Raw genomic sequence first — 15,637 nt, forward strand, 5'->3', positions numbered from 1 at the left:
CTCCGCCATACGCGGGGTTTTCGGTTGGTGCAGCATGTCTTGTTTGTGCAAATAGAAACAGTAGCTACAGTCTAAGTTACACTGTGCACCTGAGGGTTTGACCATCACGTGATAACGATAGGTTTGACCTGGTAATTGCATGGTTCTGAGTGGCGGGGAAGCTGCCTGTATCGGTATCTTGTGCATATTTTTTAAATTCCCCGAGTTGTTATCATCTTATAGGTAAATCGTTGTTATCATGTTTCATACTAAACAAACAAAAAAGTGTGAGCAAGGACTTATTTGTATAAACCCTAAAAAATTAAAGCCTTTTAAAAAATCAAATATTATTAACTAGTTATAAAAATAGAATCTGTTTTTTCATTGCTTATTTATACAATTTTTTTTATCGATTGATAATTTACGATACGGACAATGGTTCAGCACAAAAATAATCTTGCCAATATTTAATACGTGCAACAGATGAGAGAATGAACAATATAAGCCAAGAATAGAATTGCGAGGCAGTTAACAAAATCTTGGCTGCTATATCTTGCCTTTTTGTCCTATTTTTTGCACTATAGCGACCCTTCATATAGTTAAATTCTGTTTTGCTTGTTCTCACTTTGTTCTTAAAAGTGTAGGCAGCCAATTCGATAGGTTCTTTCATGTCTGATTTAAAACCGAATGCTGATATAGCACAGCTTCCGCGTATATCTGTTGCCCCGATGATGGATTGGACCACCAAAGACTATCGATTCTTTGCCCGTTTATTTAATCCGAACGTCATTTTATATACCGAAATGGTCACCACAGGTGCCATTCTTTTTGGCGATGCCAAACGCCATTTAGACTTTAACAATCAAGAACATCCAATTGTTTTACAACTTGGTGGCTCCAATCCCAAAGACTTAGCCACTTGCACAAAGATGGCACAAGACTGGGGCTACGATGAAGTCAATTTAAACGTTGGCTGCCCTAGTGACCGTGTACAAAACAATAAAATCGGTGCCTGTCTCATGGCAGAACCTGACCTCGTTGCAGAATGTATCGCTGAAATGCGTAATGCAGTGGATATTCCTGTCACCGTGAAACATCGTATCGGCATTGATGATATGCACTCTTATGAAGAAATGCTGCATTTTGTCGATACCGTCGCTAAAACAGGTTGTGATAATTTTATCGTGCATGCGCGTATTGCGTTATTGCAGGGTTTATCTCCAAAAGAAAACCGTGAAGTTCCACCGCTGCGTTATGAAGATGTCTATCGACTCAAACAAGAACGCCCAAATCTACTGATTGAAATTAATGGCGGGATTAAAACCTTTGCTGAAACACAGGAACATCTCAAGCATGTGGATGGTGTGATGATTGGTCGTGAGGCCTATCACAATCCGTACCTTTTGGCTGAACTGGGTCAATTGTGGAATTTAGACCTGCCTGATCGTTTTGATATCATCGATCAAATGCTGCCTTATATTGCTCAGCGTATGGCTGAGGGTGCTCCTTTATCGATTATCACCCGTCATATTCTGGGATTATTTCAAAACCTTCCAGGTGCTCGAAAGTGGCGTCAAGCTTTAAGTGGTGGTAATGCCAAGACGTTTTCCGATGTAGAAAATGCAATTATCAACATCAAAGAAGCGATGCAACGCACTGAGGATTACTTAAAAGAACAGTCGGTTTAATCGCCATTAAATATTTAACCCATCAAAAATTCTGCATTATGCCAATCTTTTGAATACAACGATGATCTGTAGAGATCATCGTTGTAAATGATGCAGCAAATACTCAGTACTTTTCTGTATCACCTCATCGGCATTTTGACTCCATACCATCACCACATCGGACAAGCTATTTGCAGCCTCCAAAGGAATGAGCCTCACCTGTTCTGGCAAAATCTCTGCAAATTCTTCAGGGACGATACAAACCCCAATTTCAGCAGCAACCAATTGAAGTTGGGATACTTTACGCGACTGAATGGGTGCTTTCTTTGGGGTAAAACCCGCACTGAGGCAAAGATTCGAGACTAAATAACTCAGCCCACCCCGTTCAGCATGTGGTGTTGAGACAAAATTTTCATGCCTTAACTGCTGAATTTTGATGCTTTTTTCTATGGCTAACATATGGTTTAGATGTAACGCGACATATAAAGGCTCATGGTAGAGCTTTACCACATGTAACTCATCAAGGTGATTTAAAACAGGTGGGCGAATAAAACCGACATCAATACGACCCGTCTTGAGTGCTAGAACCTGATCTTCTGAAGATAACGTATTGAGTTCAAAATGAACCTCGAGATCCCTTGAGGCTTGATCAAATACTTTGACTTTTTCCAAGCTCATTGTAACGGTACTTGAGTGTGCAATTTTAATGAGTCGATTTTTCCCATTTGCGATATCTTTAGAATTTTCAATAATATGTTCTAAGTTCAGCACATTATTTTTCAGCTGAGCATAAAAAAACTGCCCCGCTTTGGTCAACTTTATTTTTTTATCGCCCCGATCAAAAATTTCAAATCCAACTTCTTCTTCCAAAAGCTTAATCTGTCGACTCAACGCCGATTGGGCAATAAATAACTTTTCAGAAGCCGCGATAAAGCCGCCCTCCTCGACTATTTTAATCAAATAATTAAATTGCTTGAGTGTTGCCATCATCATCTCAAAATTAGATCAAACCTTATTTTTTCTATATTAGATGAGATCAATTAATTTAACTACACTTGACTTAAAGAGGCTTCGAGAAGAGAAAAAGCATGCGTTTATCCAAACAAATACTGGTGTTAGTTTGCATTATCAGCGCTTTGGTTTTACTCCATCTTTATGATGGTTTTATCGCGAAACGAACAGGGAAAAGTACGCAACCACTTGAATTAATTTATTTACAAGACTAATGATATCAAGGCTTAGCTCATTTTCATGAAGCTTGGTAGAGGGAAAATCTCAGCGACTCAGATCTCCACGGGGTCAATCAGAATCTATAATGTTTCAAAAAATTTGTTTTAGCAGGCTTATGCCCAGTTTCACTGAAGCACGCTTTTTTTATATGAGTGACACACGTGGTTTTTCTAAGTTTAAAATCATACTGATACTGCATATATTTCCCAACAAGGTTGTCACTCAAAACAGCATCTTTTTAAAAAGACGTTCTCTTGCACCACGTTTTTCAATTCATTCACAGGCATTTTTTTGAGAACCCTATCATTTTAAAAAAGCTCATTTTGCTTTTCTCTTTTTTCTATTCATTTAAATTTTTTATCATCTATGGGCGACATAAATAAATTGATTTATATCGCCCAATTAAACCTAAAACAGTCTTATTGCTTCGCTTTGATTTGATCTAATTTTTTCAGTACTTCTGCAACCGCAATCATGGCAAAACTCGAAGTCACCACAACTGCCGAACCATAGCCCCCACAACGCAAACCCGCACTTGGGCAAACATCGGCGCTGGAAAATGGATTATCAATCGAGTACACACAGGTAATGCCAAACTTTTCTTTTGGTTTTTTACAAATGCCTTTCGAACGTAGTTGAGTGCGTAATTTTGCCAACATCGGGTCTTGTTCGGTTTTAGATAAATCTGCGACTCGAATTTTCAGTGGATCTAATTTACCGCCAGCTCCTCCCGAAACAATTAGCGGAATTTTATTAAAACGGCAATGTAACATCAGCGCCAACTTGGCTTTCACATCATCAATGCAGTCCAGAATTAAATCAGGGGCATTGCTGAGCAACTCTTTGACATTGTCTGGGGTTAAATAATCATCGATCAGGTTAATTTTAATTTTCGGATTAATTGAACGACAACGTTCCGCCATGACTTCAATTTTTTCACAGCCTAAAGTCGAGGTCATTGCAGGTAATTGACGATTAATATTCGATGCAGCAACCACATCCATATCCACCAAAGTCAGCTCTCCCACACCCGTGCGCGCCAAGGCTTCTACTGCCCATGAACCTACACCGCCAATTCCAATCACCATGACATGGCTTTTCTCATAATGACTGAATGTATCCTCACCATAAATTTTGGCTACACCTGCAAAACGGCGGTCATATTCATCATCTTGAAGTAAGTCAGTCATGAGGAGATCAAATCTAAAAACGGAATCGTCGCCATTTTAGCAAACTCATGGGCTGAATCGAATCCTAATATGATGTCCATGCCGCAGGAATTTGAATCGCTTGTGGATTATTGCTTTTTAAAATATAGCGCTTGCTTTGATTCACAGGCTGCTGATCAGATGATGGCGACAAAGTGCGAATATAGTGATATTTCATGCGCCACGTATTCGCTTGTAGATATTCAATATTCAACAGTAATGTTTCTTGATCATGGCAGTTTCCATTCGACTGAGCATAATCTTGTTCCGAGAAACAGGCTCGAATCATTCTTGAGACAGAAAATGGAATATTCTGAAAAATCTGTTGGTATTTGCCCTGAGGATTGAGCTGTAGAAAGTCCGCCACTTCTTCCGTCATGCCCCCACCTGAATACATCTCTTCCCAACGCTGAATCAGGGCAATGCTGTAATCTGTATCGTTGACTGGAAATAACACGGGATACAGGTGTAAGGCATCGGCTCGAACAAAATGGCCTTGCTCATCCAGCAAATCTTCGACTGCTGCTGTACCATCCACAGTCCAGTGTGGATTCTGAGTAAGCGGTCGGTAATCTGAAAAATCCCAATCATTACGCAATTGATAACTTTGTGTATTTTTTTCAAGCTCAAAGAGTTTCAATTTTTCAATTACATAGTGCTGTTTAGGCTGATTCGGAACCTGATAAAGTTGCCATGTGGTATCAGTCTCACAGGAAATCTTGAGCTGAGAACAAATACTTTCGCGCTGTGCCTGCGTAATTTTTTGTGGTTTTAATATCTGGGCTTGCGGTTTTGCATGGCCCCAAACAGGAAATAGGCATACACACCCTGCCAATAAAAATTTCAACATACATGCTATCTTGTTTAGTTGTTTAATCTATACAAAAGGAGCCTTAGACTTCGCATCATAAGGCTCCTTGTAAGGGATCGCGTTGGCTATATCAACTCGCAATTAAATGGCGCAATACATAATGCAAGATTCCGCCTGCTTTGAAATATTCAACTTCGTTGAGAGTATCAATACGACATAAAACAGGGAATGAATCACGAGAGCCATCGGTTCGAGTGACTTCCACTTCAAAGGTCTGATGTGGCGCCAAATCATCCGACAAGCCTAGAATCGAAATACTTTCATGCCCTGTCAGATTTAAACTCTGTCGGTTCTGATCAGACATAAACTGCAATGGCAACACGCCCATGCCAACCAAATTGGAACGGTGAATCCGCTCAAAACTTTCAGCAATGACGGCTTTTACCCCCAGTAAATTGGTGCCCTTCGCAGCCCAATCACGGGAAGAGCCTGTGCCATATTCTTTACCTGCAATAATCACCAACGGCGTGCCTTGCTGTTGATACAACATGGCAGCATCATAAATGGCCAGTTTTTCACCGCTTGGAATATGCAACGTATTGCCGCCTTCTTCGCCACCTAACATTTCATTTTTAATACGGATATTGGCAAATGTGCCGCGCATCATAACTTCATGATTACCGCGACGTGAACCATAGGAGTTAAAATCGTTCGGCTCTACGCCATGCTCTTGCAGATAGCGGCCAGCAGGGCTGTCTTTTTTAATATTTCCTGCAGGGGAAATATGATCGGTGGTGACCGAATCTCCAAGCACTGCCAGTATTCGCGCATGCTCAATATTATGTAATGAATTCAGGGGTTGCCCAATATCCGCAAAAAATGGCGGATGCCGAATATAGGTAGAATGCTCGTCCCATGCATAAGTCTGACTTTGTGGAATTTGAATCGCCTTCCAACTAGCATCGCCTTCAAATACCGCGGCATATTCTTTATGGAACATGTCGGTATTCACGTTCTGCAAGACTTCGTCTATTTCTGCCTGACTTGGCCAAATGTCTTTTAAATAGACCGCTTCGCCATTTATACCCAGTCCAATCGGTTGTGTGGTTAAATCTAGACGAATGTTGCCTGCCAAACCAAAAGCAATCACCAAAGGCGGTGAAGCCAACCAGTTGGTTTTCACCAAAGGATGTACTCGTCCTTCAAAATTACGATTGCCCGATAACACCGAAGCAACATTTAAATCATAACAATTGATTGCTTCTTCAATTGCTTCAGGTAAAGGTCCCGAATTACCAATACAGGTGGTACAACCATAACCAACCAAGTTATAACCCAACTGATCAAGATAAGGCGTTAAACCTGCGGCATTCAAATAATCTGTCACCACTTTAGAACCAGGTGCCAAGGAGCTTTTGACCCAAGGTTTGCGTTGTAGTCCTTTTTCAATGGCTTTTTTTGCCAATAGACCTGCCGCCAACATCACACTCGGATTAGACGTATTGGTACAGGAGGTAATAGCGGAAATCACCACATCACCATGTACCAATGGATACTGCTTACCATCGATTTCACAGAATGCACTTTCATGCGTGACATTGGATTTTTGTGCATCGACCGCTGTACCGCCCCCCCCTTCATTTTCCAAACGTGCCTTATCTTCTTTTGCAGGTTTTAAACTCAGCTCCATTAAAGCATCAAAAGTTTGTGGGACATCTGCCAGTAATACTCGATCTTGTGGGCGTTTTGGACCCGCCACACTTGCAGCCACAGTCGACATATCTAGACTTAAAGTATCGGTAAATACAGGTTCATCCCCTGCATTTCGCCATAAGCCTTGTTCTTTACAATATGCTTCAACCAAAGCGATGCGTTCATCAGTACGTCCTGTTAAGCGCATATAGGCCAGCGTTATGTCATCAACAGGGAAAAAGCCACAGGTTGCTCCATATTCAGGTGCCATATTGGCAATGGTGGCACGGTCAGCCAAAGGTAAATCGGCCAGTCCATCACCATAAAATTCAACAAATTTGCCTACCACACCTTTTTGACGCAGCATTTGTGTGATGGTAAGAACTAAATCCGTTGCCGTTATGCCCTCACGTAATTTCCCAGTGAGTTTAAAACCAATCACTTCAGGAATCAGCATGGAAATAGGTTGTCCTAACATGGCCGCTTCGGCTTCAATCCCGCCTACGCCCCAACCTAAGACCCCTAAACCATTAATCATGGTGGTATGTGAATCTGTACCCACCAAGGTATCTGGGAAGGCATAGGTTTGCCCATCCGATTCACCGAGCCATACCGCTTGCGCTAAATATTCCAGATTCACCTGATGGCAAATTCCTGTTCCCGGTGGAACCACACTAAAGTTATTAAACGCCGATTGTCCCCAACGCAGGAACTGATAACGCTCACCATTACGCTGCATTTCAATTTCGACATTTTCAGCAAAGGCACGGCCACTGGCAAAATGATCAACCATCACCGAATGGTCAATGACCAAATCAACGGGAGATAAAGGATTGATGATATTCGGATCTCGTCCAGCTTGTGCCACTGCTGCACGCATGGCGGCTAGATCGACCACAGCAGGTACACCTGTAAAATCCTGCATCAGGACACGTGCAGGGCGATACTGAATTTCTTGTTCCGAGCTTCGGGTTTGCTGCCATTCTACAATCGCCAAAATATCATTGGATTTGACAGTTACCTCATCTTCAAAGCGCAGTAAATTTTCCAACAAAACTTTAAGTGATTTTGGCAATTTGGATAGATCACCCAATTGTGGCTGGGCTTGTGTCAAACTAAAGATCTGATAAGTTTTGGAACCGACTGTAAAGGATTGTAAGGCATTAAAACTATTGATTTGACTATACTTTGCCATAGGTGAATCCTCCGGCGTGCATGGCTAATTTTTATTTCATTGTTCTTTTTATAATGTAGGTCAAATCGTTGGCTTTAATGTTGTGGATTAGTAATTTCCCAGCCACTTTATTTGAATTTTACAGCCGCAAACACTGCTGCGTATTTTGCCAAAGCTGCTCTGCCAAGCGCTTTTCATCGGTTTGTAAAGATTGTGCCAAACCGTGTAATACATACGGTAAATTGGCTGGAGTATTGCGGGTTCGTTGTTGAGTTGAAACTTGACAGCACAGTGGTGTCATATCTGGGCAATCGGTTTCCAACACCAAATGTTCGGCCCCAATTTCCTGTACCACCCGATGCAGTTTTTTCGCGTTCGGATTGGTGATTTGCCCTGTCACACCAATTTTAAACCCCAATTTAATAAATGCTTTGGCTTCTTCGACACCGCCACTAAAGGCATGGGCAATACCACCGAATTTAAATTTTTGCTTTTTCAGTAAGGTTAGTGTTTCTGCATGCGCTTTACGGATATGTAACAACACTGGTTTTTGGTAATGCAGCGCAAATTCTAATTGCTGTTGAAAATAATCCTGTTGTTTGGCAAATAATTCAGATTGTTTATGCTCGGCTAAAAAAGTATCTAAACCAATTTCCCCAACAGCAATACAGTCACGCTGTTGTAAGAGTAATTCGAGTTGCTGTAAATGCTCTGGTCGATGTTGTTCAATATAAAAAGGATGTAAACCTGGTGCTAAATAAGCCTGCGGTGCTTCTGACAAATGATTTATAACCTGTTGCGTTTTTAGCAAATCAGGAAATCGTGAAGCGACAAAGCCGATTAAGACCAAAGCCTCTACCCCTGCCGCTTTGGCTTGAGATGCCAGATGTTCCCGATCTGAATCAAAATCAGGAACATCAAAATGAGTATGGGTATCAAATAAACGTAGCGGCATGTTCAAACCTATTACTTACTTGGCTCGCTAGCAGCACTCGCAACTGCTTCAGTGGCCAACTCAGGTAGGTACGGTTTTTTTATAATCGTCTGCAATTGCTCATAGGGAATGGTTAAGCGCGGCAACCCCACCACATATGGTCCAATTTCATATTCACCATACTGTAAAATTAAACCTTGCTTACTCAAATAATAATTATCACTCAGTTTAAACTTCCACGCCTGTTCATATTCAGACACATCATTGGCCAGTTTGGACTCAATTACCCAAGTTTTAAAAGCTTCATGCGCTTGATTTTCTAATGCTGCCAACTGATTCGGTGCCAAGATTTCATTCAGCTTGACCAGTTTTTTCTTTTCTAAATCAAAATTATAATATTGTTGTGAAGATGAACCATGCGCGCCCCCCAAGTAACTACTGCTGTTTAATACCACCGTAACCAATGGACCTTTGGCATTGAGAATAGTCGGCTTAATCATCACACTAATTTTATGACTTGAACTTAGCGCTTTAATCTCTTGATCTAATTTTAAAAAAGCTTGGGTATACGGCTGTAATTGCTGTTCGAGCTGTTGTTTCACTGTGGCTGCCTGAACCACAGCTTGTGATGCTGCCACTTCCGATGCTTTCGCGGTCGATGCCGCTTCATCTGCAGCCAACTCAGGAGAAACCGCCAAAATCTGCTCGACCTGTTTCAGAATTTCAGCATCCATATAGGCATCTATAAATGGCTGATTACTGCTGAGTCGCTCAATGGTCATTTCTGGGCAATTATTGTCGTCACACGCAGGTAAATTGAGTTGTAGTTTTTCCGAATCGCCAATCAATTGACTCGCTTGTTCTTGCGCCAATGTCGATGATGCCGCAGTCTCTGGCTGTTCAGATTCAACTTTTTTAGGCTGACACGCTGTCATCAGTATGGCTGTCGTCAATACACTTGCCGCCCAAATCACTTTCTTTGTTGTCATTTGACTCAACCCTATTTTCATTTTTTCACTCGACATATCACACCTATTCAGGCTTCAATCCCGCCGTCTAAAACATATTCCGATAAATATCCGCTTTTAAAACCTGTTGCGTTTGTGCTTTGCTTAAGTAAATGTCTAATTGCTTACCCTCTTGGGCAATTTGCTGGCTACGGTAATGTACGCCAATACCTTCACTGTCAAAGAACCAATCGGCTTGCCCCCAATACAATTTTTTTGGCGCCTTCTGTCTTGCTTCGGCCGTTTGTTGTTTTAACCAATCCTGATAGGCTTTTTGCACAATCTCGTTCATATAAACTTGCTGCTTTGGTTCAACAATGTCAAGTAAGGACAGACCTTTCTGCAATTTTCGATCTGCAACAGCAAAGTAGTAACGCTCATCAACCTTGACGTCTTCTTGTTTACTGTTGACGCCCACTTGTAACAACACATATTCATTTCGTTGATAGGCAATACGGGTATACAGTGCCAATTGATAAGCAGGATTCTTCGAGTATTTCGCCTGCCAATCATCCGATTTTTTCACATAAGCATTGATGGCTTGTTGCAAACTCATATTTTGCTTTAAGCCTATTTGATCTTGAATCACCATGGCTTGGGTTTTTGCCATCCAACTATTCAACCATTGGTCTTGGGTTTCAAGGGTTTGAATATCAATATCAATGCAATTTTTAGTTTCACAGAAGGGCAACGCAATTTTAGCAGGCTGCTGTTTAATATGCAGATAAGGCAGTACTTCCGCTTGATCCTGCTTAAAAATGGATGCTGCTGATTTTTGTTGTTCATCTTGTGGTTGCTTCGATGAATCACACGCGGACAAAGAAAGTCCTGCACATAGCAAAAGAGCAATTTGAATGATGTTGTTGTTCTTCATTTCGACCACACGCTAGGCTACCTCAACGGCAACGTCACCAATAAAAAAGAAATACCATGTAAAAACAGCCTCCGAAAAGAGGCTGTTTTATTTAGTTTAGTGTTCGCGTGTATTACGGAACACGATATCTGGATAACGCTCTTGCATTAACTGTAAATTGACACGACTTGGTGCTAAATACGTTAAATGCCCGCCGCCATCAACAGAGAGTTGATCATGTGCCTTTTTCTTAAATTCATTGAATTTTTTGTCATCATCACATGACACCCAACGAACCGTATTAATACTTACTGGCTCATATACACAGTCAACTTTGTATTCTTCTTTCAAACGGTATGCAACCACTTCAAACTGAAGCACACCCACAGCGCCCACAATCAAGTCATTGCTGTTTTGCGGCATGAAGACTTGCGTAGCACCTTCTTCTGAAAGCTCTTTTAAGCCTTTTTGTAGTTGCTTCGACTTTAAAGGATCTTTCAAACGTACACGGCGGAACATTTCAGGTGCAAAGTGTGGAATACCTGTAAATTGCAGTTTTTCACCCGAAGTAAAGGTATCGCCAATTTGGATGGTGCCATGGTTATGTAAACCAATAATGTCACCTGGCCACGCTTCTTCTAGGTGCTGACGATCCCCTGCCAAGAAGGTCAAAGCATCGCTAATACGCACATCTTTATCTAAACGTACATGCTTCATTTTCAAGCCTTTTTCGTATTTGCCTGAACAAATACGCATAAAAGCAATACGGTCACGGTGTTTCGGGTCCATATTGGCCTGAATTTTAAAGACAAAACCAGTGAAACCTTCTTCAGTCGCTTCAACTTTACGGTCTTGAGTCGGGTGTGCTTTCGGTTCAGGCGCATAGTTGCTAAATGCATCTAACACATGGTCTACACCAAAGTTACCCAATGCCGTACCAAACAATACAGGAGTTTGACGGCCCGCCAAAAATGCTTCACGGTCCAATGGTTCATTCGCCATTTGCACCAGTTCTAAAGACTCTTCAAATGCCGCCCAAGCCAGCTCACCGACTTTTTCACGGAGATCTGCATAGTCATAGCCATCTCGGATTTCAATCTCGGTAATAGTTGAACCAAAACCCGCTTTATACACATAAAATTTTTCTTCGATCAGGTTAAACACCCCAGCGAAGTCACGCCCCGTACCCAATGGCCAAGTAATAGGCACACATTTAATTTTTAAAACGTTTTCAATTTCATCCAACAGCTCTAAAGGCTCACGGATTTCACGGTCCATTTTGTTCACAAATGAAATGATCGGTGTGTCGCGCATACGACAGACTTCCATCAATTTGATGGTTCGGTCCTCGACCCCTTTTGCACCGTCAATCACCATGAGTGCTGAGTCAACCGCTGTCAAAGTACGATAGGTATCTTCCGAGAAATCTTCATGTCCTGGGGTGTCCAGAAGATTGATCATCTTATCTTTAAAGGGGAACTGCATTACGGACGTGGTAATGGAGATACCACGTTCTTTTTCCATTTCCATCCAGTCCGAGGTTGCAGCACGGTCCGATTTACGGCTTTTTACCATACCCGCGACCTGAATGGCCTTACCCCATAACAGCAGTTTTTCTGTCATGGTGGTTTTACCCGCATCGGGGTGGGAAATAATCGCGAAGGTTCGGCGCGCCTGTACTTCTTTCAATAATTGATCTTTGAACATTGGGGAAATCTGCAATTTGTACACAGCGATGCTCACGCAAATTACGCGCCGCATACCACTGTCAGGTGAGACAAAAATAGGCTCAATTGTAGCGTAAGAATCGTTTTTCTTCTATTCATTTCATGCTGAAAGGTTTTGCCGTTCAACAGACAAAACCCTGCCAGTTATTTAAAGCGCTTCGGTATTGGATGCAGGATTAGATAAAACAATGGAGTTTTCTTTGAGTTTTTCCAGCACAATGGAGGTCGTAATATCATTGATCTGAAATTGATGTGATGAAATTTTACTGATCAATTGTGACATCTCATCCAAATTCTTGACTGCAACTTTAAGCAGGAAGTCTGAAGTACCTGTCAATTTATAGGCATCACGAATGCGCGGCTCATCTAAAATAAATTCTAAAAACTTTTCAAAACCATCATCATAATGATTCCGAATGCTGACCTCGATCATGCCTGTAATTGGTGATGGATCGGCTTTCAGCGCAATTTGTGCATAATAGCCAGTAATGATCTTTTTTTGTTCCAGTGTTGCACGACGACGCGAACATTGTGACGCCGAAAGACCAATCAACTCTGCTAGCTCTTGATTGGTTAAACGACCGTTTTGCTGTAATTGCTGAATAATTTTACGATCGTAATCGTCCAGTTCATCGCCCATCATCTATCCTAGAATTTTGTTATCAAACTGCTGAAAAAGCGCGTTTTTGTCTGCAAACTACTTTATAGAAACAGGGCGAGAAAAACAAATTCGATTTGCTCTACTCCCCCTGTTAAGTACTTTAATTAAGCAACATAACGATCTTTACGATGGTTCATTGCAATGATCAAATTCAAGACCACCGCGCCCATAATCGAGATCATAAGTAAATTAAAATCAACAAAAAATGCCGATGCAATCAAAATACTGATATCCACAAACATTTGGAATTTACCCACAGAAATATTGTATTTCTCGTTCAGGAACATCGCCAATAAATTGATGCCTCCCATACTCGACTTATGGCGGAACAAAATGAGGAAACTAACCCCCAAAATAATGTTGGCAATTAAGGAAGCATAGATGGGATTAATATTTTCGAGGCTGAAAAAAGTCGGATTAATTTCAGCAAAGCATGACACTAAAGCAATGGCCGCCATGGTTCTAAGCACCACTTGCAGCCCCATTTTTTGATAGGCTAAATAAAAAAATGGGATATTAATACAGAAGAATAAGGTCCCGAAAGACACATTAAAGATGTAATGTAGCAACAAGGCTAAACCTGCCGTACCACCTGTCATAATGCCACCCTGTTGGATGATATTAATTGCAAAAGACAACAAGAAGGTGCCAATAAAGAGTGCCACGACATCTTCTACTTTTGAATGTGACATGGCTGCTGGGAGAGGTGCCAAAACGGCAGAATTTGATAAAGGTTGGTTGTCCACAAGAAAATCCAAGACATACAATATGCAAAATTAATGCAATTTATGTACCAAAATAAAATAAATATGCACATTTCAACTTTATAAGATTTTTTATTTCATTAAATCCAGCTATTTACATACGCATATTGAAACATTTTTTTGAAATTTAGCAGTAAATCCGTACGTTTTGAGTAAAATACAACAAGCACAAATCATGCATTATTTGATTATTAATACACATTGTGGTGCATTTAATTCATTTATGCACAATTTTGTTGCATTTTTTAATGATTATAGATTATACAGATACTGTAAACTTGCTTTAATGAAAGGGTGAAATGACAGTTGTGCGACTCAGGATTTGAAAGAAACCCAATGCGCCAACCGTCTTTTTGAGTAGCTTATTACACAGATGAATTTGTAGTTTTTTGATTTTTAAAAATTTTATTCAAATTCAATTGTTGTTATGTGCAATAACAGGTTTTTTCCAAATCTAGAATGCTGCAAGAGCTTAGCGTAGATATTGCATAATAAAATTACAAATAACATAATTTAATTATGTATTGCATAATTAAATTGGATTTAGTAAGCTGTTCTCAACATAAAGTAGCCAATGTGCACCTTTTTGATGCACAAATAGCACAGTTAAACAGATGATCGGTGAACGGAATATCACAGCCATCAGAGAAAACCACTGTAAAACTAAAATAGCCCTACAGTGAATGAAGATGCGGTATTCCACAGCACCATCATAAAAGTCACATAGGATGTGTCATTGAACGTTTGAACTTGGGCATGCCACTGCATGCACCCTGCTTCATATTGACAAACCTACGGGTTTTTCCATGCCGTTCCTCACATCCCAAACAGCCTGAACATTGGACTCGTCCTTGCATGACAAGAGGGAAATAAGATGGATATTTTAGAAAACCCATTAGAATTATGTGGATTTGCATTTATTGAATTTGTATCAAAGGAAAATGATCTCGATCCAATTTTTGAAACCATTGGTTTTAGCAAAGTCGCAAAGCATAAATCCAAAAATGCGTACTTATGGCGTCAAGGAAATATCAATATTATTTTGAACTATCAACCTGAATCTTATGCCTCTTATTTTTATAAAGAGCATGGTCCTTCAGCTTGTGCCATGGGGTTTAAAACACGCGATGCAGCCAAAGCCTTTCAAAAAGCATTGGAATTAGGTGCAGAACCTATTTATAGCCAAGCAGGTCCAATGGAACTCAATATTCCTGCCATTAAAGGCATTGGCGGTATGCCCATTTTCCTGATTGACCGTGACATTTATGAAAATGACTTTGAGTTTATTGAAGGTGTTAACCCGCACCCAGTGGGTACAGGTCTCAATGAAATTGATCATTTAACCCATAACGTCTACAAAGGTCGCATGGAATATTGGGCAAACTTTTATGAAAAGATTTTCAATTTCCAAGAAATTCGCTACTTCGACATTAAAGGTGAATACACAGGTTTAACCTCTAAAGCACTCACCGCACCTGATGGCAAAATTCGTATTCCATTGAATGAAGATTCAGATAAAGGCAATGGTCAAATTGCTGAGTTTCTTGCCGACTTTAATGGTGAAGGCATTCAACACATTGCGTTTATTACCGATGATTTAATTGGTACTTGGGACAAACTGAAAGCCCTCGGTATGAAATTCATGACCCCGCCACCAAATACTTATTATGAGATGCTACCTGAGCGTTTGCCCAATCATGGTGAACCAACAGATGAGCTACAGCAACGTGGTATTTTATTGGATGGTTCAACTCAAAATGGCGAGAAGAAACTGCTCTTGCAAATTTTCTCTGAAAATATGCTTGGACCTGTATTCTTTGAGTTTATTCAGCGTAAAGCCGATGATGGCTTTGGTGAAGGAAACTTTAAAGCGCTATTTGAATCAATTGAACGTGATCAAATCCGTCGTGGGGTACTCCAAGTTTAAACA

General features: G+C 40.7%; 13 protein-coding genes and 1 pseudogene. 3 read left to right on the forward strand and 11 right to left on the reverse strand.

Annotated features, from left to right (window positions below; translation table 11 throughout):
• Positions 1-186 (reverse strand): annotated as a pseudogene (locus E0H82_RS11725) (anaerobic sulfatase maturase); the annotation flags it as partial.
• A gap of 461 nt (positions 187-647) precedes the next feature.
• On the opposite strand from E0H82_RS11725, the gene dusA reads away from it, so the two are divergent.
• Positions 648-1,667 carry a tRNA dihydrouridine(20/20a) synthase DusA gene (gene dusA, locus E0H82_RS11730; protein WP_131264972.1) on the forward strand — a complete coding sequence of 340 codons (1,020 nt, stop codon included), beginning with the start codon at positions 648-650 and terminating at the stop codon, positions 1,665-1,667.
• Positions 1,668-1,742: 75 nt separating this feature from the next.
• Here dusA and E0H82_RS11735 read toward each other — a convergent pair whose 3' ends face one another.
• Positions 1,743-2,633, reverse strand: coding sequence for a LysR substrate-binding domain-containing protein (locus E0H82_RS11735; protein WP_131264973.1), 891 nt, complete (start codon positions 2,631-2,633; stop codon positions 1,743-1,745).
• Between the two features lie 101 nt (positions 2,634-2,734).
• On the opposite strand from E0H82_RS11735, the gene E0H82_RS16550 reads away from it, so the two are divergent.
• Positions 2,735-2,872: a hypothetical protein gene (locus E0H82_RS16550; protein ID WP_165492947.1), complete on the forward strand. Its 138-nt coding sequence runs from the start codon at positions 2,735-2,737 to the stop codon at positions 2,870-2,872.
• Between the two features lie 423 nt (positions 2,873-3,295).
• Here E0H82_RS16550 and E0H82_RS11740 read toward each other — a convergent pair whose 3' ends face one another.
• The 9 genes from E0H82_RS11740 to E0H82_RS11780 all read right to left on the reverse strand — a co-directional run bounded on the left by E0H82_RS11740 (position 3,296) and on the right by E0H82_RS11780 (position 13,635).
• The gene (locus tag E0H82_RS11740) at positions 3,296-4,066 is read right to left on the reverse strand and encodes a ThiF family adenylyltransferase (RefSeq protein ID WP_131264974.1); all 771 of its coding nucleotides are present in this window, start codon (positions 4,064-4,066) and stop codon (positions 3,296-3,298) included.
• 64 nt (positions 4,067-4,130) lie between these two features.
• Positions 4,131-4,934: a hypothetical protein gene (locus E0H82_RS11745; RefSeq protein ID WP_131264975.1), complete on the reverse strand. Its 804-nt coding sequence runs from the start codon at positions 4,932-4,934 to the stop codon at positions 4,131-4,133.
• Positions 4,935-5,025: 91 nt separating this feature from the next.
• Positions 5,026-7,782, reverse strand: coding sequence for an aconitate hydratase AcnA (acnA, locus tag E0H82_RS11750; RefSeq protein ID WP_131264976.1), 2,757 nt, complete (start codon positions 7,780-7,782; stop codon positions 5,026-5,028).
• Between the two features lie 118 nt (positions 7,783-7,900).
• The gene (locus tag E0H82_RS11755; RefSeq protein ID WP_131264977.1) at positions 7,901-8,716 is read right to left on the reverse strand and encodes a TatD family hydrolase; all 816 of its coding nucleotides are present in this window, start codon (positions 8,714-8,716) and stop codon (positions 7,901-7,903) included.
• 11 nt (positions 8,717-8,727) lie between these two features.
• Positions 8,728-9,684 carry an RsiV family protein gene (locus tag E0H82_RS11760; protein WP_131264978.1) on the reverse strand — a complete coding sequence of 319 codons (957 nt, stop codon included), beginning with the start codon at positions 9,682-9,684 and terminating at the stop codon, positions 8,728-8,730.
• Between the two features lie 67 nt (positions 9,685-9,751).
• On the reverse strand, positions 9,752-10,576 hold the full coding sequence (locus tag E0H82_RS11765) for a hypothetical protein (protein ID WP_131265044.1): 825 nt from the start codon (positions 10,574-10,576) through the stop codon (positions 9,752-9,754).
• Between the two features lie 96 nt (positions 10,577-10,672).
• Positions 10,673-12,262: a peptide chain release factor 3 gene (locus E0H82_RS11770; protein WP_131265045.1), complete on the reverse strand. Its 1,590-nt coding sequence runs from the start codon at positions 12,260-12,262 to the stop codon at positions 10,673-10,675.
• Between the two features lie 168 nt (positions 12,263-12,430).
• Entirely contained in the window at positions 12,431-12,922 is a 492-nt protein-coding gene (locus E0H82_RS11775) for an Lrp/AsnC family transcriptional regulator (RefSeq protein WP_116760399.1), read from the reverse strand.
• A gap of 125 nt (positions 12,923-13,047) precedes the next feature.
• The gene (locus tag E0H82_RS11780) at positions 13,048-13,635 is read right to left on the reverse strand and encodes a YitT family protein (RefSeq protein ID WP_131265046.1); all 588 of its coding nucleotides are present in this window, start codon (positions 13,633-13,635) and stop codon (positions 13,048-13,050) included.
• Between the two features lie 946 nt (positions 13,636-14,581).
• Here E0H82_RS11780 and hppD point away from each other — a divergent pair.
• A complete protein-coding gene (hppD, locus tag E0H82_RS11785; protein WP_116760403.1) occupies positions 14,582-15,634 on the forward strand; it encodes a 4-hydroxyphenylpyruvate dioxygenase in 1,053 nt (350 codons plus the stop codon).
• The last annotated feature ends 3 nt before the right edge of the window (positions 15,635-15,637 follow it).

It is taken from the genome of Acinetobacter sp. ANC 4910, from assembly GCF_004331035.1.
Classification (GTDB): domain Bacteria; phylum Pseudomonadota; class Gammaproteobacteria; order Pseudomonadales; family Moraxellaceae; genus Acinetobacter.

What these genes read in the sequence shown, in the direction of transcription:
- dusA (WP_131264972.1), top strand. Translation starts at nt 648, where the DNA reads ATGTCTGATTTAAAACCGAATGCTGATATAGCACAGCTTCCGCGTATA.
- E0H82_RS11735 (WP_131264973.1), bottom strand. Translation starts at nt 2,633, where the DNA reads ATGGCAACACTCAAGCAATTTAATTATTTGATTAAAATAGTCGAGGAG.
- E0H82_RS16550 (WP_165492947.1), top strand. Translation starts at nt 2,735, where the DNA reads ATGCGTTTATCCAAACAAATACTGGTGTTAGTTTGCATTATCAGCGCT.
- E0H82_RS11740 (WP_131264974.1), bottom strand. Translation starts at nt 4,066, where the DNA reads ATGACTGACTTACTTCAAGATGATGAATATGACCGCCGTTTTGCAGGT.
- E0H82_RS11745 (WP_131264975.1), bottom strand. Translation starts at nt 4,934, where the DNA reads ATGTTGAAATTTTTATTGGCAGGGTGTGTATGCCTATTTCCTGTTTGG.
- acnA (WP_131264976.1), bottom strand. Translation starts at nt 7,782, where the DNA reads ATGGCAAAGTATAGTCAAATCAATAGTTTTAATGCCTTACAATCCTTT.
- E0H82_RS11755 (WP_131264977.1), bottom strand. Translation starts at nt 8,716, where the DNA reads ATGCCGCTACGTTTATTTGATACCCATACTCATTTTGATGTTCCTGAT.
- E0H82_RS11760 (WP_131264978.1), bottom strand. Translation starts at nt 9,684, where the DNA reads ATGACAACAAAGAAAGTGATTTGGGCGGCAAGTGTATTGACGACAGCC.
- E0H82_RS11765 (WP_131265044.1), bottom strand. Translation starts at nt 10,576, where the DNA reads ATGAAGAACAACAACATCATTCAAATTGCTCTTTTGCTATGTGCAGGA.
- E0H82_RS11770 (WP_131265045.1), bottom strand. Translation starts at nt 12,262, where the DNA reads ATGTTCAAAGATCAATTATTGAAAGAAGTACAGGCGCGCCGAACCTTC.
- E0H82_RS11775 (WP_116760399.1), bottom strand. Translation starts at nt 12,922, where the DNA reads ATGGGCGATGAACTGGACGATTACGATCGTAAAATTATTCAGCAATTA.
- E0H82_RS11780 (WP_131265046.1), bottom strand. Translation starts at nt 13,635, where the DNA reads ATGTCACATTCAAAAGTAGAAGATGTCGTGGCACTCTTTATTGGCACC.
- hppD (WP_116760403.1), top strand. Translation starts at nt 14,582, where the DNA reads ATGGATATTTTAGAAAACCCATTAGAATTATGTGGATTTGCATTTATT.